The organism is Pseudomonas baltica, from assembly GCF_014235765.1.
GTDB classification, from domain to species: domain Bacteria; phylum Pseudomonadota; class Gammaproteobacteria; order Pseudomonadales; family Pseudomonadaceae; genus Aquipseudomonas; species Aquipseudomonas baltica.
The window spans coordinates 35036-55457 of record NZ_JACMYH010000003.1 but is presented as its reverse complement, the minus strand read 5'-3'; the positions used below and the strand labels follow the sequence as shown (position 1 = coordinate 55457).

Below are 20422 nucleotides of genomic sequence, written 5' to 3'. Positions count from 1 at the left end.
GGAGCGCAGAGATGAACGTTATCCAGATCGCTGCGTTGACCTTGCTGGCCTGCCTGTCGACCAGTCTGCCGGCCTGGGCCGCCGAGCCCGACGACGCCCTGATCGAGCAGGGTCGCTACCTGGCCCGTGCCGGTGATTGCGTGGCTTGCCATACCGCCAAGGGCGGTGCGCCATTCGCGGGTGGGCTGGGCATGGAAACCCCGATCGGCACGGTCTACTCGACCAATATCACGCCGCACGGCGACGGCATCGGCAATTACAGTTTCGACGACTTCGACAAGGCCGTGCGCCACGGTATCGGCAAGAACGGCAGCAGCCTGTACCCGGCCATGCCCTACCCGTCGTATGCGCGGGTCAGCGATGCCGACATGCAGGCCCTGTATGCCTACTTCATGAAGGGCGTGGCGCCGGTGGCCGAGCCGAACAAGGCCACCGACATTCCCTGGCCGTTGAGCATGCGCTGGCCTTTGGCGATCTGGCGCGGTCTGTTCGCGCCCAAGGTCAGTGCCTATCAGCCACCGCCGGGCTCGGATCCGGTGATCAGCCGCGGCGCCTATCTGGTCGAAGGGCTCGGGCACTGCGGCGCCTGCCATACGCCGCGGGCGATCACCATGCAGGAGAAGGCCCTGAGCGCCGCCGACAGCGCCGACTTCCTTGCTGGCAGCGCACCGCTCGAAGGCTGGATCGCCAAGAGCCTGCGCGGCGATCACAAGGACGGCCTGGGCAGCTGGAGCGAAGAGCAACTGGTGCAGTTTCTCAAGACCGGCCGCAGCGACCGCAGCGCGGTGTTCGGCGGCATGAGCGACGTGGTCGAGCACAGCATGCAGTACATGAGCCATGAAGACCTGACCGCAATTGCCCGCTACCTGAAGACGCTTCCGGCAGTGGACCGGGCCGACAAGCCGCATGAATACGATGCGCGCGTGGCCGATGCGCTGTGGAAGGGCGACGACAGCAAGGTCGGCGCCGGGGTGTACATCGACAACTGCGCGGCCTGTCATCGGACCGATGGCCAGGGCTATACCCGGGTGTTCCCGGCCTTGGCCGGCAACCCGGTGCTGCAGACCGAGGATGCCAGTTCGTTGATCCATATCGTACTGGCCGGGGGCACGTTGCCAGCGACGCACACGGCGCCGTCGACGTTCACCATGCCTGCCTTCGCCTGGCGCCTGTCCGACCAGGAAGTGGCCGACGTGGTGAACTTCATCCGCACCAGCTGGGGCAACCAGGGCTCGGCGGTGTCGGCCAGCGACGTCAAGCAGATGCGCGGTGACGACATGAAACACACTTCCGGCGATGACCTGGGGCAGTCCACCAGCCATTGATCGAGGCAGCCGGCCTCTTCCTGGGCAGAGGGCTCGCCGCCCGCCCCGCTCCCACAGGTATGTGAATGGGTGACCATCCTTGTGGGAGCGGGTCTCTGCCCGCGAAGAGGCCCCCACTGAAACCCTTCAGTAAAAGGCCTCCCCCTCAATCGGCATTGAAACGATCACGGCTGTTGCTCAAATGCAGCCACATCGCCGCCCGCGCCGCGTCGGCATCCTGCTTGCGAATGGCCTGGTAGATCGCTTCATGCTCGAGGTTCGCCAACTGCCCCAGCTGGGACAGATCGGCGTCACCTTTCTCCAGCGCATTCAGACGAGTGCGCGGGATCATCGCATCACCCAGGTGCTGCATGATGTCGGTGAAATACGTATTGCCGGTCGCCTCGGCAATCAGCAGGTGAAAGCGTTTGTCTTCCTCCACGCAACTGTCGTTGTTGGCCAGCGAGCGTTGATAGTCATCCAGCGCCTTGCGCATGCGTTCCAGTTGAGCGTCGCTGCGACGCTTGGCCGCCAAAGCCGCCGCCTGGGTTTCCAAGCCAAGGCGCAGCTCCAGGATGCCGCGCACGCTGAGCGCCGTATCGACGTTCAAGCGCAGGCCATGGGCCGGCTCGCGCTGCAACACGAAGGTGCCGACGCCATGCCGGGCCTCCACCAGCCCGGACGCCTGCAAGCGTGACAAGGCTTCGCGCACCACGGTCCTGCTGACCCCGTGCTCGGCCACGATGGCGCCCTCCGACGGCAGTTTGGCCCCTGGCGCCAAGGTGCCCAGGCGGATCTGCTGGCTCAAGGCCTCGACCAGCACATGGGCCAGGCTGTTGGGTCGCTTGGACATCGATGAGCCCCCCTCGAGGAAAAATCCGATCATACCTTGGGTGTATCACTCAGGCATTGCACCGGGCCCGGTACGGGTTTCCCGGAATGACCATCGACATCGCCACCTGCCCGCCCAAGATGTATGACAACGACGGATGGCATGCTTAAATCCTGCATAAGCGTTGAGTTTTAATGATGCTGAGTTGTATGATGTCTGCCGACCGAGCACACAGCTGCCGCTCGATCCACACACTACCCGCATAAAAACAATCAGTGGGAGATTTGAATTGTGAGCAATTCAAACGTTGCAACCGGCGATGCTGTCCTGGCCCGCGCCGTCTCGAAAGTGAAGCGTCACGTACTCCCGCTGTTCGTCATCATGTTCATCGTCAACTACATCGATCGGGTCAACATCGGCTTCGTGCGCACGCACCTGGAGCATGACCTGGGCATCGGTGCGGCGGCCTATGGATTCGGCGCCGGATTGTTCTTCATCGGCTATGCCCTGTTCGAAGTGCCGTCCAACATGCTGTTGCAGAAAGTCGGCGCACGGGTCTGGCTGACGCGGATCATGTTCACCTGGGGCATCGTCGCGACGATGATGGCGTTCATTCAGAACGAAACCCATTTCTACATCCTGCGCTTTCTGCTGGGGATCGCCGAAGCCGGTTTCTTCCCGGGAGTGATCTACTACTTCACCCGCTGGTTGCCTGGGGTCGAGCGTGGCAAGGCGATTGCCATCTTCCTCAGCGGTTCGGCCCTGGCCTCGCTGATTTCCGGGCCACTGGCCGGTGCCCTGTTGCAGATCGAAGGGCTGGGCATGCACGGCTGGCAGTGGATGTTCCTGATCGAAGGCCTGGCCTCGGTGCTGTTGTGCTTCTTTGTCTGGTTCTGGCTGGATTCCAGGGTTCACGACGCCAAATGGCTGACCCAGGAAGAGAAAGATACGCTGGTGGGCGAGATTGACCGCGAACAGCGCGAACGTGATGCCATGCACACCGTCAAGCCTACCTTGGGCACCCTGCTCAGGGATCGCCAGATCCTGCTGTTCTGCCTGATCTACTTCTGCATCCAGCTGACCATCTATGCGGCGACCTTCTGGCTGCCCAGCATCATCAAGAAAATGGGCGGCCTGGACGACCTGCAGGTGGGCTTCCTCAACTCCATACCCTGGCTGATCTCGATCATTGCCATGTACGGCTTCGCGGCCCTGTCCGGCAAGTTCAAATTCCAGCAGGCGTGGGTGGCCACGGCCTTGCTGATCGCCGCCGCTGGGATGTTCATGTCGACCACCGGTGGGCCGGTGTTCGCCTTCGTCGCCGTGTGTTTCGCCGCGATCGGTTTCAAGTCGGCCTCGTCGCTGTTCTGGCCGATTCCCCAGGCGTACCTAGATGCACGCATCGCTGCGGCGGTGATCGCCCTGGTCAACTCGGTGGGCAACCTGGGTGGCTTCGTCGCACCGGCCACCTTCGGCTTTCTGGAGCAGAGCACGGGCTCCATTCAGGGCGGGCTGTACGGCCTGGCCGGTACCTCGGTGCTGGCCGCGATCGTGGTGTTCTTCGCGCGCACCCAGCCCAAGCCCGGCAAGCCTGCCAACGGCCTGGCCGAACCCGCGCAGGCCCGGTCGCTCTGACGGGCACGCCGGCCTGCACTGTTTTCGCCAGGCCCATGCGGCGCCTGGCGTGGATTCAATGACAAGGACAACAACATGGAGAAGGAAAACAACATGACCGCACACAACGCTCCTGTCGTCACCAGCCTGCAGGTCATCCCGGTTGCCGGGCACGACAGCATGCTGCTCAATCTCAGCGGTGCCCATGGCCCGTTCTTCACCCGCAACATCGTGATTCTCAAGGACAGCGCCGGCAACACCGGGGTTGGCGAGGTGCCTGGGGGCGAGCGCATTCGCGAAACCCTGGAAGACGCCCGCAGCCTGGTGGTGGGCCAGCCGATCGGCCAGTACCAGCAGATCCTCAATCGCATGCGCACCACCTTCGCCGCCCGTGACAGCGCCGGCCGCGGCCTGCAGACCTTCGACCTGCGCATCACCATCCATGCCGTGACGGCCATGGAAGCCGCCCTGCTCGACCTGCTTGGGCAGTTTCTCGAGGTGCCGGTGGCGGCGCTGCTGGGTGAAGGCCAGCAGCGCGACGCCGTGAAGATGCTGGGCTACCTGTTCTACGTCGGTGATCGTGGCCAGACCGACCTGGCCTACCGCAGCGAGCCGGACGCCGGCGACGACTGGAGCCGCCTGCGCCATGAAAAGGCAATGACCCCCGAGGCGGTAGTGCGATTGGCCGAAGCGGCCAAGGCCAAGTACGGCTTCAATGACTTCAAGCTCAAAGGTGGCGTGCTGCGCGGTGCCGAAGAAATCGAGGCGGTGACCGCACTGGCCGAGCGCTTCCCCGAGGCGCGCATCACCCTGGACCCCAACGGTGCCTGGTCATTGAAGGAGGCGATCGGCCTGTGCCGTGACCAGCACCATGTGCTGGCCTACGCCGAGGACCCATGCGGCGCGGAGAACGGCTACTCGGGGCGTGAAGTCATGGCCGAGTTCCGCCGTGCCACCGGCCTGCCCACCGCCACCAACATGATTGCCACCGATTGGCGCGAGATGGGCCATGCCATCCAGCTGCAGTCGGTAGACATCCCGCTGGCCGACCCACATTTCTGGACCATGCAGGGGTCGGTGCGGGTGGCGCAGATGTGCAACGACTGGGGGCTGACCTGGGGCTCGCACTCCAACAACCACTTCGACATTTCCCTGGCCATGTTCACCCAGGTAGCGGCGGCGGCGCCGGGTGAGATCACCGCGATCGACACGCACTGGATCTGGCAGGACGGCCAGCGTCTGACCAAGGAGCCGTTGCAGATCGTCGATGGCTTCGTCAAGGTGCCGGCCAAACCGGGCCTGGGCGTGGACATCGACATGGACGAAGTGGCCAAGGCCCACGAGCTGTACAAGGCCAAGGGCCTCGGCGCGCGCGATGACGGCATCGCCATGCAATACCTGATCTCGGGTTGGCAGTTCGACAACAAGCGTCCCTGCCTGGTGCGTTGAACCGCCAGCTGCACCGTATGCCCTCATGACGCGGCTTGCGCCGCTGCTACAGCCGACACCGGAGCGGCTTGCACCGTGGTTGCGGATCGCATGATCCCTGTAGCAGCGGCGCGAGCCGCGTCGGCGGTCCATGTGGTGCATCTGGGAGAGCGCGGTGACGCCTGCCCTGGCTCGCGCCGCTGCTACAGGGACCGCGTGCCCCTGTAACACCGTTCATCGTCTCGACAACCCTCATCCCCGCGCAATAGACGCCTCGATTCAGGTTCAGTTAAGTTTTCACCGGTAGGGTTAGTGACAAATGACTCACGAGTCATAATCCTGTGTGAATCGTCTCATCCAGCCATGAGCTGTGGGAATTTTTACCCGGTAAACTGGGAACCATCTCAAATCCAGCAAGAGGATGAATCATGAGCGACAAGGATCCTACACCGAGCCATGCCGATACGGCTGAAGCCTCCCTGAAGCAGATCGTCGACGGCTTCCTGCATTTCCATCATGACGTCTTCCCCCAGCAACAGGAATTGTTCAAGAAGCTTGCCACTGCGCAAGCGCCACGGGCCATGTTCATCACCTGTGCAGACTCGCGAATCGTCCCTGAACTGATCACCCAAAGCTCCCCCGGCGACCTGTTCGTCACCCGCAACGTCGGTAACGTCGTACCGCCCTACGGGCAAATGAACGGCGGCGTTTCCACAGCGCTGGAATACGCCATCCTGGCGCTGGGCGTGCAGCATGTCATCGTCTGCGGCCACTCCGACTGCGGCGCCATGCGTGCCGTGCTCAACCCGGCTTCGCTGGAAAAGATGCCAACGGTCAAGGCCTGGCTGCGCCATTCGGAAGTGGCCCGCACGGTCGTCGAAGACAACTGCAACTGCGCCAACGAAGCCGAAAGCATGAAAGTGCTGACCGAAGAAAACGTCATCTCCCAGCTGCAGCACCTGCGCACGCACCCATCGGTAGCCTCGCGCATGGCCAGCGGCCAGTTGTTCATCCACGGTTGGATCTACAACATCGAAACCAGCGAGATCAAGGCCTACGACGCCGAACAGGACTGCTTCCGTCCCCTCGACAGAATGACCACGACCCCGAGCGCGACGCCCAAGGGCCGGTTCTAGGTAGCCGCGTCATTCGTATGACAGGGCCCGCCTGGCCGTAATCTGTCGACAGCACACCTCATCGTTCGCTTGCCGAATCCACTTGTACCCAGCCGCGTTGGTTGGGCCGCAGGGGATTGGGCAGGCACGCTGCTGCCTGTCGAAAAGTGCGGCCCGGCTCGCCTGAATGCTTGCAGGAGATTGAACGTGAATATTGCACAGATGAAAGCAGTGTTGCCGCGCGAGTTGCTCGCCTCGGTCGTGGTGTTTCTGGTTGCGCTGCCGTTGTGCATGGGTATCGCCATCGCCTCGGGAATGCCGCCTTCCAAAGGCCTGATCACCGGCATCATCGGCGGTATCGTGGTCGGATTCCTGGCCGGGTCGCCGTTGCAGGTCAGTGGTCCCGCCGCCGGCCTGGCGGTGTTGGTCTTCGAGCTGGTTCGCCAGCATGGCATGGCCATGCTCGGGCCGATCCTGCTGCTGGCCGGCCTGCTGCAACTGTTGGCCGGGCGCTTCAAGCTCGGCTGCTGGTTCCGCGTCACCGCACCGGCAGTGGTCTACGGCATGCTCGCCGGCATCGGCGTACTGATCGTGCTGTCCCAGGTGCATGTAATGCTCGACCGGGCGCCGCAACCCTCGGGCTTGAGTAACCTGATCGAATTTCCCGCCGTGGTCGGCCAGGCCATCCCCAGCATCGGTGGCGGGCTGGGCTGGCAGGCTGGCTTGCTGGGCCTGCTGACCATTGCCGTGATGTATGCGTGGGAAAAGCTGCGCCCGCAAAAACTACGCTTCGTGCCCGGTGCCTTGCTCGGTGTGGGCCTGGCGACGGGCCTCAGCCTGTTCTTCGCGATGCCGGTCAAGCGTGTCGAAGTGCCGGCGAACCTGGCGGAAGCCATCGACTGGCTGCGCCCGGCAGACCTGCTCAACCTGGCCGATCCTGCCCTGCTCATCGCCGCGATCGCCGTGGCCTTCATCGCCAGTGCCGAAACCCTGCTCTCGGCAGCGGCGGTCGACCGGATGCATAACGGCCAGCGTTCGGATTTCGACCGCGAGCTGTCGGCACAAGGTGTAGGCAACATGCTCTGCGGCATTCTGGGCGCGCTGCCCATGACCGGCGTGATCGTGCGCAGCTCGGCCAATGTCCAGGCCGGCGCACAGACACGCATGTCGGCGATCCTGCACGGTGTCTGGTTGCTGGGGTTCGTGGTTCTGCTGTCCAGCCTGCTGCAAAGCATCCCGGTCGCAAGCCTGGCGGGCGTGCTGGTCTTCACCGGCGTCAAGCTGGTCGACTTCAAGGCCTTCAAGGGCCTGGGCCGCTACGGCCGGATGCCGATGTTCACCTACGCGGCCACGGCGCTGGCAATCGTCTTCACCGACCTGCTTACCGGTGTGCTGCTGGGTTTCGCCCTGACCTTGCTGAAGCTGGCATTCAAGGCGGCACGTCTGAAGATCACCCTGATCGACCAGGCACCGGGTGAAGTGGAACTGCGCATGGTAGGGTCGGCGACCTTTCTCAAGGTACCGGCCCTGACCAAGGCCCTGGCGAGCATTCCGGAGGGTACGACCGTGCATGTGCCACTGGCCGGGTTGAACTACATCGACCACTCGTGCCTGGAACTGCTGGAAGACTGGGGTCGGGCCAACCAGAGCAAGGGCTCGCGGATGGTCATCGAAAGCCGCGGGCTGAAGCGGCGTATCGAGGGTCGGCTACGCACCACGGCAGGCTTCGGCAGCTAGCACGACCGCGCAGACCGCTTGCACGGAGCCTGGCGACGACCGCTCGCCAGGCTCCGTGCAGGCCCTCAGGAACTGGCCGAGTTCAGGTCCAGGCCAATACCCAGGCGCCGTGACATGCATGGCCATTGCTGCCACGCCGCGCCGGTTTCAGGGCTGATCAGCTTGTCGCGATAGGCCAGCACCGACGGCAGCTCGAAGCGCTCGTCACAGAGCATCTGAGCCATCGAGTGATGCACGACTTCATCCAGCTGGTTGGCGAACGTTTCACCGATCAACTGGTGAGCGATCAGGTTGGCCACGGTCATGTCCAGCGGTATCAGTGGCTGGCCCAGGTGGCGGATGTACAGGTCGTTGACTTCCTCGACCAGGCGATGCGCCAGGTAGGCTTCGTCGAGCAGGCCATCCAGCCCCTCCTGGCCGGCCACAATTCCGGGCGGACGCAGAAAATACTCCTCGGCTATCTTCAATACCGGTTTGATCTGCGACTCGATTCCGGCCTTGCCGGCGACTTCGCTGGCCGCATCGAGCAACTGCGGGACTTCCTCGATGTAGGCGCTGACGAAGCGCCACAAAGCGACACCGCCGCCCTCGGCCAGGTCGATGGCCGAATGCAATTGCGGCAACTGTTTTTCCAGGCGTTGATGCAGGTGGCCGGTAGCGGCCTCGTGTTCGGTTGCACGTTGAATCTGCTCGCGCAATGCGGCGGTGTTCATGAAGGCTCCAGGCGAGTGTCACGCAAGTGAAGTGGGAACGATAGCTGGCCCATCGGGAAGGCTAAGACGCATTTGTCATAATCAGGACACATTTCATAACGGCGCTTGACCACTACCCTCGCTGCGGCTCGCCTGATAACGTCGCCTCTTCCAACGTCTCTCGATCCCAGGCTCATGACCCGAACGCAGAAAATCGTGTTTACCCTTGCCGGCGCCCTTGCCCTGCTGATCGGGCTGAGCGTTCATCACCTGCTCAATGGACAGCGTCAACCCGACCGCGCCGGGCTGGTCGATGCGGGCATCATCCTGTTGGCGCAAAGCCGGGCGATGCCTGCCCTGCACATGACCGACGAGAACGGATCGGTGGTCGACCTGACCCGGCTGCAGGGTAAATGGTCGCTGCTGTTCTTCGGCTACACGTTCTGCCCGGATATCTGCCCCACCACGCTGGCCAACCTGCGCGATGTGCAGAACCAGCTACCGAGCGCTACACGCGAGCGCCTGCAAGTGGTGCTGATCAGCGTCGACCCGCACCGCGACACGCCCGAGCGGCTCAAGCAATACCTGGGTTATTTCAAGGCGGGATTCCAGGGGTGGGTGGCGCCGGTCGACACTCTGCAGACACTGGCCAGGGCCATCAGCATTCCATTCATCGCGGCCGACACGCGCAAGCCCAATTACCTGGTGGAGCACAGCGCCAACCTGGCGTTGATCGGGCCGGATGGGCGCCAACGTGGGTTCATCCGCGGGCCGATCGACAATGCCAAGATGATCGCCCAGCTTCCAGGGCTGGTCGCGGGCGATTGAGGGACGCGCGAGTCAAGCCGTCACGGGCTTAGAAGGCCGGCAATACTGCACCCTTGTACTTCTCGGTGATGAACTGCTTGAGCTCGGGGCTGTGCAGCGCGGCTGCGAGCTTCTGCATGGCCGGCGCATCCTTGTTGTCGGGGCGTGCCACCAGGATGTTCACGTACGGCGAATCGCTGCCTTCGATGAACAGCGCGTCCTTGGACGGATCCAGCTTGGCTTCCAGGGCATAGTTGGTGTTGATCAGGGCCAGGTCGACCTGAGTCAGCACGCGCGGGATGGTCGCTGCCTCCAGCTCGCGGATCTTCAAGCCCTTGGGGTTCTCGACGATGTCCTTGGTGGTCGCCAGGATGTTGCTCTGGTCCTTGAGGCGGATCAGCCCGTACTTCTGCAACAGCAGCAGCGCGCGGCCGCCGTTGGTGGCGTCGTTGGGCACCACTACGTTGGCGCCGTTGCCCAGCTCGTCGAGGGTCTTGATCTTGCTGGAATAGGCGCCCAGCGGCTCCAGATGGACGCCGGTCACGGCGACCAGGTCGGTACCCTTGCCCTTGTTGAACTCATCCAGGTAAGGCTGGTGCTGGAAGAAATTCGCGTCCATGGCTTTCTGCGCCACCTGGACGTTGGGCTGGATGTAGTCGGTGAACACCTTGATGTTGAGGTCCACGCCCTGTTCGGCCAGCTGCGGCTTGACGAACTCGAGAATCTCCGCGTGAGGCACTGCAGTGGCTGCCACGCTCAGGGTTTCGTTGGCTTGGACGGACAGTGCAGCGACGGCGGCCATGGCGGCCAGTAGTCTTTTCATCTTCGGTTTCCTTGTCGGCCCCTGCGGGCCTGACTGTGAACTATTTACCAGGCATGAATGAGGTGCGAGGCATGAATCATTTGCGCGAGAAATGCACGACCAGACGGTCGCCGAGCATCTGCAGCAATTGGACCATCAGAATCAGAATGATCACCGTGACGTACATCACGTTGTCCTGAAAGCGCTGGTAGCCGTAGCGAATCGCCAGGTCGCCCAGGCCTCCGGCGCCCACCACACCGGCCATCGCGGTGTACGACACCAAAGTGATGGTCGTCACGGTGATGGCCGCGATGATCCCCGGCATGGCCTCGGGCACCAGCGCCCGGGTGATGATCTGCCGCGTCGTGGCGCCCATGGCCTGGGTCGCCTCGATGATGCCGCGGTCGACCTCGCGCAGGGCGGTTTCCACCAGGCGGGCAAAGAATGGCACGGTGCCGATGACCAGTGGCGGAATTGCACCGGCCACCCCCAGCGAGGTGCCTACCAACACCACCGTGGCCGGGATGAGCAGGATGATCAGAATGATGAACGGCAGCGAGCGGACCACGTTGACGATGAACGATAGCACCGCGTACAAGCGTGGCTTTTCGAACATCTGCCGTGGGCTGGTGAGGAACAGCACGACACCCAGCGGCAGCCCCAGCAGGATGGTGAACAGCAGCGAGGTGCCGAGCATCACCAGCGTATCCAGGGTGGCCTGCCAGATTTCGCTCCAGTCGACACTGGCGAAGAAGTTGATCAGGTCCATCAGCGCAGCACCTCCATGTGAACGTCGGCTGCGGTGAAGCGAGCGAAGGCCGCTTCCATGTCGCCGCCGGTGATAGCCAGGGTCAACTGGCCATAGGGGGTGTCCTTGATGCGGTCGATACGACCGGCCAGGATGCTGTAGTCGACACCGGTCTCGCGTGCCACCGTACCCAGCAGCGGCGCATAGGTGGCCTCGCCCTGGAACGTCAGGCGCACGATCCGCCCCGCCACATGGGCGAAGTCGCTGCGCTGCTCGTTCTCGTCGACCTGCTCGTCTTCCTGGACGAAGCGACGCGTGGTTGGATGTTGCGGGTGCAGGAACACGTCGGCCACAGAGCCTTGCTCGACGATGCGCCCGGCGTCCATCACCGCAACCTGGTCGCAGACCCGGCGAATCACGTCCATTTCATGGGTGATCAGCACGATGGTCAATTGCAGTTCGCGGTTGATCTCGGCCAGCAACTGCAATACCGAGGCCGTGGTCTGCGGGTCCAGCGCGCTGGTGGCCTCGTCGCAGAGCAGGATCTTCGGGTTGGTCGACAGTGCGCGGGCGATGCCGACGCGCTGCTTCTGTCCGCCCGACAGCTGCGCCGGGTATTTGCGTGCGTGGTCGGACAAGCCCACCCGCTCGAGCAACTGGGCCACGCGCTGGTCGATTTCCTTGCGCGACAGACGGCCGGCCAGGTTCAGCGGCATCGCCACGTTGTCGGCGACGGTCTTGGACGCCAGCAGATTGAAATGCTGGAAGATCATGCCGACCTGTTGCCGGAAACCGCGCAGGGCGTCGGCGTCGAAGGCAGTGACGTCTTCACCGTCGACGATGATGGTGCCGCCGCTGGGGTTCTCCAGGCGGTTGATCAGGCGCAGCAGCGTGCTTTTGCCCGCGCCCGAGTGGCCGATGAGGCCGAACACCTGGCCTGCCGGCACCGTGAGCCGGGTGGGGTGCAGCGCGGGAATTTCCCTACCGGCCACGCGGTAGGTCTTGTGGACATCTTGGAACTCGATCACGTAGCGAACCTTGTGGGGCGCATGAATGGGGGCAGCGGGTAGCCGGGCGCGCATTTTAGCCCAGGCATCCCGTGGCATTTAGCATTTATTTTCGCGGCGACCTGCGATTTGGCAATAACGCGACTAAAGGCTCGCCCACCCACCGTTCGCGAAAAAAAAGGAACGTCCACGCAATTCGTCCGGTCACTTGCTGAGTATCCCTGGCCCATGCCTGCCGTGATCAGGTGAGGGTACTTATCAGAGTCCGTCCACGGACTGCCGTGAACCAAGGAGTTAAGGCCCGATGAGCAACAAGACCCCCCCTACCGGCAAGAGCGAAGCCGCTGGCACCGATACCCTGGATCGCCAGAACACCAACGCCAAGCTCGAATCGCTCGAGCAGTTCCGTGCCGATGGCACCGGACAGGCGCTGCGCACCAACCATGGCGTGAAAATCAGCGACAACCAGAACACCCTCAAGGCTGGCCCGCGCGGCCCGTCGCTGCTCGAAGACTTCATCATGCGTGAGAAAATCACGCACTTCGACCACGAACGCATCCCGGAGCGTATCGTCCACGCCCGCGGCACCGCGGCCCACGGTTTTTTCGAAACCTACGAAGACCACTCGGCGCTGACCAAGGCCGGCTTCCTGCGCGACCCGTCGAAAAAGACCCCGGTCTTCGTGCGCTTTTCCACCGTGCAGGGCCCGCGTGGCTCGGGCGACACCGTGCGCGACGTGCGTGGTTTTGCGGTCAAACTCTATACCGACGAAGGCAACTTCGACCTGGTCGGCAACAACATGCCGATCTTCTTCATCCAGGACGCGATCAAGTTTCCCGACTTCGTCCACGCGGTGAAGCCTGAGCCGCACAACGAGATCCCGACCGGCGGCTCCGCCCACGACACCTTCTGGGACTTCGTCTCGTTGGTGCCGGAGTCGGCGCACATGGTGCTGTGGACCATGTCCGACCGCGCCATCCCGAAAAGCCTGCGCACCATGCAGGGTTTCGGTATCCATACCTTCCGCTTCGTCAATGGCGAGGGCAAAGGCACATTCGTCAAGTTCCACTGGAAGCCCAAGTTCGGTACCTGCTCGCTGGTCTGGGACGAGGCGCAGAAGCTGGCCGGCAAGGACACCGATTTCCACCGCCGTGACCTGTGGGAGTCCATCGAGATGGGCGACTACCCGGAATGGGAACTGGGCGTGCAGATCGTGCCGGAAGAAGACGAGCACAAGTTCGAATTCGACCTGCTCGACCCGACCAAGATCATTCCCGAAGAGTTGGTCCCGGTTACTCCACTGGGCCGCATGGTGCTGGATCGCAACCCGGACAACTACTTCGCCGAGACCGAACAGGTCGCGTTCTGCCCGGGCCACATCGTGCCTGGCATCGACTTCAGCAACGACCCACTGCTGCAGGGCCGTCTGTTCTCCTACACCGATACCCAGATCAGCCGCCTCGGTGGGCCGAACTTCCACGAGATCCCGATCAACCGTCCGATTGCGCCGAACCACAACGGTCAGCGTGATGCCCAGCATCGCACCCGTATCGACAAGGGCCGTGCTTCCTACGAGCCGAACTCGATCGACGGCGGCTGGCCGAAGGAAACCCCATCGGCACCCATCGACGGCGGCTTCGAGACCTACCCCGAGCGTGTCGATGCGCACAAGGTCCGCGAGCGCAGCGAATCGTTCTCCGACCACTTCTCCCAGGCCACGCTGTTCTTCAACAGCATGAGCCATGCCGAGAAAGAGCACATCATCGCGGCCTACAGCTTCGAGTTGGGCAAGGTCGAGCGCGAGTACATCCGTGCCCGTCAGGTCAACGAGATTCTGGCCAACATCGATCTGGAACTGGCTTCGCGCGTTGCGGCCAACCTGGGTCTGCCGGCGCCTACCAAGGGCACCGTATCGGTCAAGCCTTCCTCGCTGAAGGAATCGCCTGCGCTGAGCCAGATGAACCTGTTGTCCGGCGACATCAAGAGCCGCAAGGTCGCCATTCTGGTTGCCAACGGCGTGGACGGCAATGCAGTCGCTGCGCTGCAGAAGGCGCTCAAGGCCGAAGGCGCGCATGCCAAGGTGCTGGGCCCTACCAGCGCACCGGTCAAAACGGCCGATGGCAAGACCCTGGCCGTCGACGCGTCCCAGGAAGGCCTGCCTTCGGTGGCCTTCGACGCAGTGTGGGTGCCGGGCGGTGCCGATTCGATCAAGGCACTGAGCGCCGATGGCGTGGCACTGCATTACCTGCTCGAGGCCTACAAGCACCTCAAGGCAATCGGTATCAGCAAGGATGGCAAGGCGCTGCTCGAAGCGTTGCGCCTGAAGGAAGATGCCGGCCTGTTGGTGGGTGACGATGACAGCACCATCAAGGCGTTCATCGCCGCCATCGCCAAGCACCGCGTGTGGGATCGCGAGCCGGCCGCCAAAGCCATTCCGGCTTAACGGCGCGGTATAAGCACCACCTGGGTCGGTTGTCCGTGGACCACACGGCGACCGACCTTCAGTTGCATCTCTGGCAACTGTTCGCTGACGCGCTGCTTGAGCAGCGCTTCCAGCCGGCGATACTCGCCCGGTTGGGCCACCTGAATGATCACATCGCATTGGTAATGAACGACGTCGGTTGCGATGTCGTGCATCTGTGCGCGCAGCTGCGGCGCGCTGTACATCTTCAACGGCACCGCTGAAACGCTGGCGTTCGGATCCAGCACGAGGGCCTTGGGCCTGGCTTCGGCAGCTTTCAGGGCGGCTTCGGCTTTCTCCAGTTCAGACTTGCGCGCCTGGGCGATGGCGCCGTTGACGCCACCGGTGAGCGCCGGTGCCTGGGGCATCAGCACGCGGGCACGGCCCAGCGCAGTGGCGGCAGCGTTGACGTCACCTTTCTGCAGCATCACCTGGCTGCGCTGCAGGTAGGCTTCAGCCAGCTGCCGCTGCGCCTCGGTGAGGCGTGGATCCTGCGGGGCCTGCGCCTGCAGCTTGACCAGTTGATCCTCAGCCGTGGCCAGTTCGCTGCTGGCAATGTTTGTTTCCAACTGCTGCCAGGCATCCGGACCCGCATCAGCGGCGTAGTCGGCTGGTGAGGTCTGGCAAGCGGTCAACACCAGGGAAAGTGTGGCAAGTAGCAGGTAACGGGAGACGAACGGCTTCATTGCTACGACTCTCTATTTGCCCAAAAAACGGCCAAGTCTACACCGTGGGGGTGTCGGCGAAAATATGGACGCCGAAAATCGCTAGAGCCACGACTCTTTGGCAGAAGCAAGCGGGGTCTGTGCCGTGTGTAGACACCGCTTTGTGATACAGTGAATACAGGTATTACACTGGAGCCCTCGACATGCCAACTTCCATTCGCCTTGCCCCTGAAACCGAGCAGCGCCTCGATTTCCTGGCGAGCAGCACAGGGCGGACCAAAGCCTATTACTTGCGTCAAATCATCGACAATGGCCTGAGTGACCTTGAGGACTACTATCTTGCGGCGGAAGTCTTGGAGCGGGTTCGCAAAGGTCGGGAAACCGTGCATTCGTCAGCGGACGTAAGGAAAGACCTTGGCCTGGACGATTGATTACACCGATACGGCCAGAACCCAGTTACGCAAACTCGACAAACAGACAGCCAGGCGCATCCTCGACTTCATGGACGAGCGCATTGGCGGTCGGGATGACCCGCGCAGCACGGGCAAAGCGCTGACGGGTCCGCTGGGCGGTTTGTGGCGATATCGGATTGGGGATTTCCAAGTGGTTTGCGATATCCAGGACGGAGCCCTGCGAGTGCTGGTCGTACAGCTGGGCAATCGACGCGAGGTGTACAGATAACAGCGACTCGCGCCAGCCACTCCACTACCGCTTGGGCAACGCAAAACTCAGCAAAAACAACACCGCCGCACTGACCACGATCGAAGGCCCGGCCGGCGTGTCCTTGAACCACGACAAGGCCAACCCGGCACATACCGCGATCACCCCCAGCACACTGGCACCCAGCGCCATCTGCTCGGGCGAGCGCGCATGCCGCTGTGCGGCTGCCGCCGGGATGATCAGCAATGAGGTGATCAGCAACACCCCGACGATCTTCATCGCCACCGCGATCACCACCGCAATCAGCAGCATCAAGGCCATGCGCAGGCCCGCCACGGGCAGTCCTTCGATCCGTGCCAGCTCTTCGTGAACGGTGATTGCCAGCAACGGCCGCCACAGGGCGATCAACAGCGCGAGCACGGCCACACTGCCACCGATGATCCAATACAAATCGGCCGGACTGATCGCCAGCAGATCACCAAACAGATAACCCATCAGGTCGATGCGCACGTCGTGCATGAAGCTCAGCACCACCAGACCCAGCGACAGTGTGCTGGGCGCGAGTATCCCCAACAGCGTGTCCGAGGCCAGCGGCTGGCGTTGCTGCAGGGTCACCAGCAGTATCGCCAGCAGCAGGCAGCCTACCGTGACCGCCAGTGCCGGGCTGATGTCGAGCACGAAGCCCAGGGCCACGCCCAGCAAGGCCGCGTGGGACAAGGTGTCGCCGAAATAGGCCATGCGCCGCCACACCACGAACGAGCCCAGCGGTCCCGCCACCACTGCGAGGGAAAGCCCCGCCAGCAAGGCATACAGTAAAAAATCAGCCATGCTTGCAGCTGTCTCCGTGTACATGAGTGTCACTGACCACGCTGCCGTGCAGGTCATGGGCATGGTCGTGATGGTGGTGATAGATGGCCAGGCTGGGAGCGTGGCTGCCGAACAGCTCGACGAACGCCGGATCACCGCTGACCTGCGCAGGGTGCCCGGAGCAGCAGACATGCCGGTTCAGGCAGACCACCTGGTCGGTGGTGCTCATGACCAGGTGCAAGTCGTGGGAAACCATCAGCACACCGCAGCCGTGGCGTTCGCGCAGGCGCGTGATCAGGGCATACAGTTCGGCCTGGCCGGCCACGTCGACGCCTTGCACCGGCTCGTCGAGCACCAGCAGTTCCGGCTCGCGCAACAGTGCCCGGGCCAGCAGCACCCGCTGCATCTCACCGCCGGACACCGTCTGGATCGGGCTGTCGATGGTCTGCGCGGCGCCTACTTCTTCCAGCGCCGCCAGAGCGCGGGCACGGTCCACACCCGGCACCAGGCGCAAAAAGCGCAGGACCGACAGCGGCAGGGTCGGATCCACGTGCAGCTTCTGCGGCATGTAGCCGATGCGCAGTCGCGGCTTGCGCCACACGCTGCCCGAATCGGGCTTGAGCAACCCGAGCACGGCACGCACTAGGGTGGTCTTGCCGGCGCCATTGGGGCCGATCAGCGTCACGATTTCGCCGGGCTGCACGCACAAGTGGATGTCATCGAGCACCCGCTGGCCGGCGAATGCCACCGTGACCTGGTCCAGGCGGATCAAGGCTTCGCTCATCACGCCCCCTGACAGGCCGCGCACAGGCCGACCACTTCCACGGTTTGCCCCTCGACGACGAAGCCGACACCCAGGGCGCTTTCGACGATGGCGTCGCTGATGGTCTTGTGCTCCAGCTCCACGGCCACGTGGCAGGCGCGGCAGATCAGGAACTGGCCCTGATGCGCATGCTCGGGATGGTTGCAGCCAATGAAGGCGTTGAGCGAGGCAATGCGGTGCACCAGGTTGTTGTCGAGCAGAAAATCCAGGGCGCGGTAGACCGTGGGGGGCGCCGCGCGGCGGCCGTCCTGTTCGCTGAGCACGGCGAGGATGTCGTAGGCACCCAGTGGCTTGTGGCTTTGCCAGACCAGTTCCAACACGCGACGACGCAAGGCGGTCAGGCGCAAGCCCTGTTTCAGGCACAAGGCATCGGCTTCGCTCAGCGCGTGGTGCACGCAATGTGAGTGGTCGTGGGGACGGCTGGCCAGCGGTGTTTTGGACATGAGCGGCGACGAATTCTGATAGAGACGTTATTATGTTACCTGTTCTTGCCCCCGAGAGTGTTCATTGTGGTTCGTATTTTTGCTCTTTCCATCGGTTTGCTCGCCGCGTGCCTGACCGCCCTGCCGGCACAGGCGCAAGTGCGGGTATTGACCAGCATCAAGCCGGTGCAGCTGATTGCGGCCGCCGTGCAGGACGGTGTCGGCCAGCCCGAAGTGCTGCTGCCGCCCGGTGCCTCGCCGCACCATTACGCCCTGCGGCCATCGGACGTGCGGCGGGTGGCCGACGCCGATCTGCTGTACTGGATCGGCCCGGACATGGAAGGTTTTCTGCCGCGCGTGCTGCAGACTCGGCAGAAGCCGACGGTCTCGATCCAGACGCTGCCGGGCATGCACCTGCGGCATTTCGCCGAAGACAGCCACGGCCATGACGAGCAAGCATCGGACCACGATCACGACCACCGCCCGGGCACCCTGGACGCCCACCTGTGGCTCTCGACGGTCAATGCCCGGGTGATCGCCACGCGCATGGCCGCCGACCTGTCCGCTGCCGACCCTGCCAATGCGCCGCGCTACCAGGCCAACCTGACCGCCTTCACGCAACGCCTGCAGGCCCTGGACACACGTCTGGCCGCTCGGGTGGCTGGCATTCAGGGCAAGCCCTACTTCGTCTTCCACGAGGCGTTCGATTATTTCGAGGAGGCCTACGGCCTCAAGCATGCGGGTGTATTCGCCGTGGCCGCCGAAGTACAACCCGGCGCACAGCATGTTGCCGCGATGCGTCAGCGCCTGCAGGAAGTGGGCAAGACGTGCGTGTTCAGCGAGCCGCCGATGCGCCCCAAGCTGGCGCAGACCCTGACTGCCGGGCTGCCGGTGACCCTGGCCGAGCTGGACGCCCTGGGCGGCTTTGAAGACGCCACCGCAACCGGCTACGAAACCCTGCTGGGCAATCTGGCCGACAACCTCGCCGGCTGCCTGGAAAAGCTCTGAAGCTCCTCCCACATGCCTGAACCCCTGCCCTGTGAGAGAAGGTTCAGGCTAGACGCAGGTTCCTGTGGGAGCGGGCTCTGCCCGCGAAGGCCGCCCCACGGTCTCAAGCCCTAAAAAGCAAAAGGCAACGGCACCCCAACTTTCTGCCGCAGCGCCAACCGGTCCTGAAACTCCTTGGGATCATGGATCAACACATCCATCCCGGCAAACGACTGCGCCGCGATCAGGCGCGACAGCCAGAACCGCACGCAAGCCACACGCAACATCAGTGGCCACAGCTGTGCCTCTGCCGCAGTGAATGGCCGCAGGGCTGCATAGGCACCCAGCAATGCCCGCGCGCGTGGCGCATCGAGGGTACCGTGCTCATCCGAGCACCAGTCGTTCACGGTAATCGCCAGGTCATACAGCATCGGCCCGGAGCAGGCGTTGTAGAAGTCGATCACACCCGTCAGGTGGGTGCCCTCGAACATCACGTTGTCACGGAACAGGTCGCCGTGCAGGTTGGCCTGTGGCAGTGCCAGAATCTGTGCGTGATGCGCCTGGATCTCGGCCAGGGCCGGACGCAGCAACGCCGCGGCTGCAGTATCCAGGTCGGCGACCAGCTTCTCGCCCTCTTCCAGCATCCAGTCCAGGCCACGGTCGGTGCGGCGTACCAACGGTGCGTCGAGGGTGGCGGTGTGAATGTGCCCCAGCAACTCGCCCACCTGCACACAGTGCTGGTTGTTCGGCGCCTGCACATGGCGACCGTCCAGGCGCGGCTGCAGCAGGGCCGGCTTGCCTGCAAGCGTGCGCAGCGCCACGCCCTCGGTGGTGCGCAAGGCATAGGGCACCGACAGCCGAGCGTCGTGCAGTACATCGAGCAGTTCGATGAAGAACGGCAAATCCTGGGTCGGCCCGCGCTCGACCAGCGTCAGCACGTATTCACCCTGCTCCAGGCTGATGAAGAAGTTGCTGTTCTCGGTACCGGCGGCAATTCCCTGGAAGTCCCGCAGACGGCCAAGGCCATAGGGGGCCAGAAAGGTTTCGAGCTCGGCGCGGGTCAAGGGTGTAAACACAGACATGTCGTAGATTTGCCCATACTGGCGCCGCAAGGGGCGGCGCCCGGTTGAATTGAAGGTTACAGCCTCACCACTCGAAGATTTTCCAGGCCGGGATCAGCATGTCCGGCTGGTCGGAGCGGATGAAATTGTCATCGGTGCCATCGGCACGCACCAGGAAATACGGCTTGCCGTGCTTCGGAGTGATCTTGATCGCATACAGGAAGCCGTTCTGGCGATACTCCTGGATGGTCTTGTCGCCGTCCTGGCGAATGGTCACGTCCGGATCGGCCGAAGGCGCGTCGTCCGCAGCCAGGGTCATCAGCGGGCTGGTCAGCAGCAGAGCCGCGAGCAACAGGTGTTTTACGTTACGCATGATAACCTTGTCCTTTTGTTGTCACAGTTCTCGTTGTCACAGCTCCGGGCATTCTAACGCCGGGCTCGCCGAAAAGG

General features: G+C 63.2%; 21 protein-coding genes. 10 read left to right on the top strand and 11 right to left on the bottom strand.

All coding sequences use genetic code 11. The features are described from left to right. The first annotated feature begins 11 nt into the window (after positions 1–11). Positions 12–1325, top strand: coding sequence for a c-type cytochrome (locus tag H7993_RS12625; RefSeq protein WP_185794596.1), 1314 nt, complete (start codon positions 12–14; stop codon positions 1323–1325). 145 nt (positions 1326–1470) lie between these two features. On the opposite strand, the gene H7993_RS12620 is transcribed toward H7993_RS12625, so the two are convergent. Further along, positions 1471–2157, bottom strand: coding sequence for a FadR/GntR family transcriptional regulator (locus tag H7993_RS12620; RefSeq protein ID WP_185794595.1), 687 nt, complete (start codon positions 2155–2157; stop codon positions 1471–1473). Positions 2158–2424: 267 nt separating this feature from the next. On the opposite strand from H7993_RS12620, the gene H7993_RS12615 reads away from it, so the two are divergent. The 4 genes from H7993_RS12615 to H7993_RS12600 all read left to right on the top strand — a co-directional run bounded on the left by H7993_RS12615 (position 2425) and on the right by H7993_RS12600 (position 8030). Next, positions 2425–3771: an MFS transporter gene (locus tag H7993_RS12615; protein WP_425312016.1), complete on the top strand. Its 1347-nt coding sequence runs from the start codon at positions 2425–2427 to the stop codon at positions 3769–3771. Between the two features lie 93 nt (positions 3772–3864). Then, positions 3865–5199: a glucarate dehydratase gene (gene gudD, locus H7993_RS12610; protein ID WP_244647050.1), complete on the top strand. Its 1335-nt coding sequence runs from the start codon at positions 3865–3867 to the stop codon at positions 5197–5199. 407 nt (positions 5200–5606) lie between these two features. Continuing rightward, positions 5607–6314, top strand: coding sequence for a carbonic anhydrase (locus H7993_RS12605; RefSeq protein ID WP_043191935.1), 708 nt, complete (start codon positions 5607–5609; stop codon positions 6312–6314). Positions 6315–6500: 186 nt separating this feature from the next. Next, positions 6501–8030 (top strand): SulP family inorganic anion transporter, encoded by a 1530-nt coding sequence (locus H7993_RS12600; protein ID WP_122480085.1) that lies wholly within the window; start codon positions 6501–6503, stop codon positions 8028–8030. A gap of 65 nt (positions 8031–8095) precedes the next feature. Here H7993_RS12600 and H7993_RS12595 read toward each other — a convergent pair whose 3' ends face one another. Beyond that, positions 8096–8743, bottom strand: coding sequence for a hypothetical protein (locus tag H7993_RS12595; RefSeq protein ID WP_185794592.1), 648 nt, complete (start codon positions 8741–8743; stop codon positions 8096–8098). A 174-nt stretch (positions 8744–8917) separates the two neighbouring features. Here H7993_RS12595 and H7993_RS12590 point away from each other — a divergent pair, with 174 nt between their 5' ends. Beyond that, the gene (locus H7993_RS12590) at positions 8918–9550 is read left to right on the top strand and encodes an SCO family protein (protein WP_185794591.1); all 633 of its coding nucleotides are present in this window, start codon (positions 8918–8920) and stop codon (positions 9548–9550) included. A 28-nt stretch (positions 9551–9578) separates the two neighbouring features. Here the strand turns inward: H7993_RS12590 and H7993_RS12585 are convergent, their stop codons facing one another. From H7993_RS12585 to H7993_RS12575, 3 genes are all read right to left on the bottom strand, one after another. Beyond that, positions 9579–10352, bottom strand: coding sequence for a MetQ/NlpA family ABC transporter substrate-binding protein (locus tag H7993_RS12585; protein WP_122480088.1), 774 nt, complete (start codon positions 10350–10352; stop codon positions 9579–9581). Between the two features lie 76 nt (positions 10353–10428). Next, positions 10429–11100 carry a methionine ABC transporter permease gene (locus H7993_RS12580; protein ID WP_122480089.1) on the bottom strand — a complete coding sequence of 224 codons (672 nt, stop codon included), beginning with the start codon at positions 11098–11100 and terminating at the stop codon, positions 10429–10431. After that, positions 11100–12107 carry an ATP-binding cassette domain-containing protein gene (locus H7993_RS12575; protein ID WP_122480090.1) on the bottom strand — a complete coding sequence of 336 codons (1008 nt, stop codon included), beginning with the start codon at positions 12105–12107 and terminating at the stop codon, positions 11100–11102. Before H7993_RS12575 ends, H7993_RS12580 begins: the two co-directional genes overlap by 1 nt. A 283-nt stretch (positions 12108–12390) precedes the next feature. Here H7993_RS12575 and katE point away from each other — a divergent pair, with 283 nt between their 5' ends. Further along, a complete protein-coding gene (katE, locus tag H7993_RS12570) occupies positions 12391–14529 on the top strand; it encodes a catalase HPII (protein WP_185794590.1) in 2139 nt (712 codons plus the stop codon). Here the strand turns inward: katE and H7993_RS12565 are convergent. Further along, positions 14526–15233 (bottom strand): PA5502 family lipoprotein, encoded by a 708-nt coding sequence (locus H7993_RS12565; protein WP_185794589.1) that lies wholly within the window; start codon positions 15231–15233, stop codon positions 14526–14528. The genes katE and H7993_RS12565 overlap by 4 nt on opposite strands. Positions 15234–15415: 182 nt before the next feature. Here H7993_RS12565 and relB point away from each other — a divergent pair, with 182 nt between their 5' ends. Next, complete coding sequence (gene relB, locus H7993_RS12560; protein ID WP_185794588.1) at positions 15416–15643, top strand: type II toxin-antitoxin system RelB family antitoxin; 228 nt, start codon at positions 15416–15418, stop codon at positions 15641–15643. Then, positions 15627–15893 (top strand): type II toxin-antitoxin system RelE family toxin, encoded by a 267-nt coding sequence (locus H7993_RS12555; RefSeq protein WP_185794587.1) that lies wholly within the window; start codon positions 15627–15629, stop codon positions 15891–15893. The genes relB and H7993_RS12555 overlap by 17 nt, the downstream gene beginning before the upstream one ends. Positions 15894–15917: 24 nt before the next feature. Here H7993_RS12555 and znuB read toward each other — a convergent pair whose 3' ends face one another. Genes znuB through H7993_RS12540 form a run of 3 tightly spaced genes read right to left on the bottom strand, consistent with a single transcriptional unit; the run spans position 15918 to position 17945 of the window. Beyond that, positions 15918–16700: a zinc ABC transporter permease subunit ZnuB gene (gene znuB, locus H7993_RS12550; protein WP_185794586.1), complete on the bottom strand. Its 783-nt coding sequence runs from the start codon at positions 16698–16700 to the stop codon at positions 15918–15920. Continuing rightward, entirely contained in the window at positions 16693–17463 is a 771-nt protein-coding gene (gene znuC, locus H7993_RS12545) for a zinc ABC transporter ATP-binding protein ZnuC (protein ID WP_122480094.1), read from the bottom strand. The genes znuB and znuC overlap by 8 nt, the downstream gene beginning before the upstream one ends. Beyond that, complete coding sequence (locus H7993_RS12540) at positions 17463–17945, bottom strand: Fur family transcriptional regulator (protein ID WP_122480095.1); 483 nt, start codon at positions 17943–17945, stop codon at positions 17463–17465. Before H7993_RS12540 ends, znuC begins: the two co-directional genes overlap by 1 nt. 57 nt (positions 17946–18002) lie before the next feature. Between H7993_RS12540 and H7993_RS12535 the strand changes: the two genes are divergently transcribed. Further along, positions 18003–18932: a zinc ABC transporter substrate-binding protein gene (locus H7993_RS12535; protein WP_425312012.1), complete on the top strand. Its 930-nt coding sequence runs from the start codon at positions 18003–18005 to the stop codon at positions 18930–18932. A 110-nt stretch (positions 18933–19042) separates the two neighbouring features. Here the strand turns inward: H7993_RS12535 and H7993_RS12530 are convergent, their stop codons facing one another. Next, a complete protein-coding gene (locus H7993_RS12530; RefSeq protein ID WP_185794585.1) occupies positions 19043–19993 on the bottom strand; it encodes a homoserine kinase in 951 nt (316 codons plus the stop codon). A gap of 64 nt (positions 19994–20057) precedes the next feature. Next, positions 20058–20345: a DUF2782 domain-containing protein gene (locus H7993_RS12525; RefSeq protein WP_122480096.1), complete on the bottom strand. Its 288-nt coding sequence runs from the start codon at positions 20343–20345 to the stop codon at positions 20058–20060. Between the last annotated feature and the right edge of the window lie 77 nt (positions 20346–20422).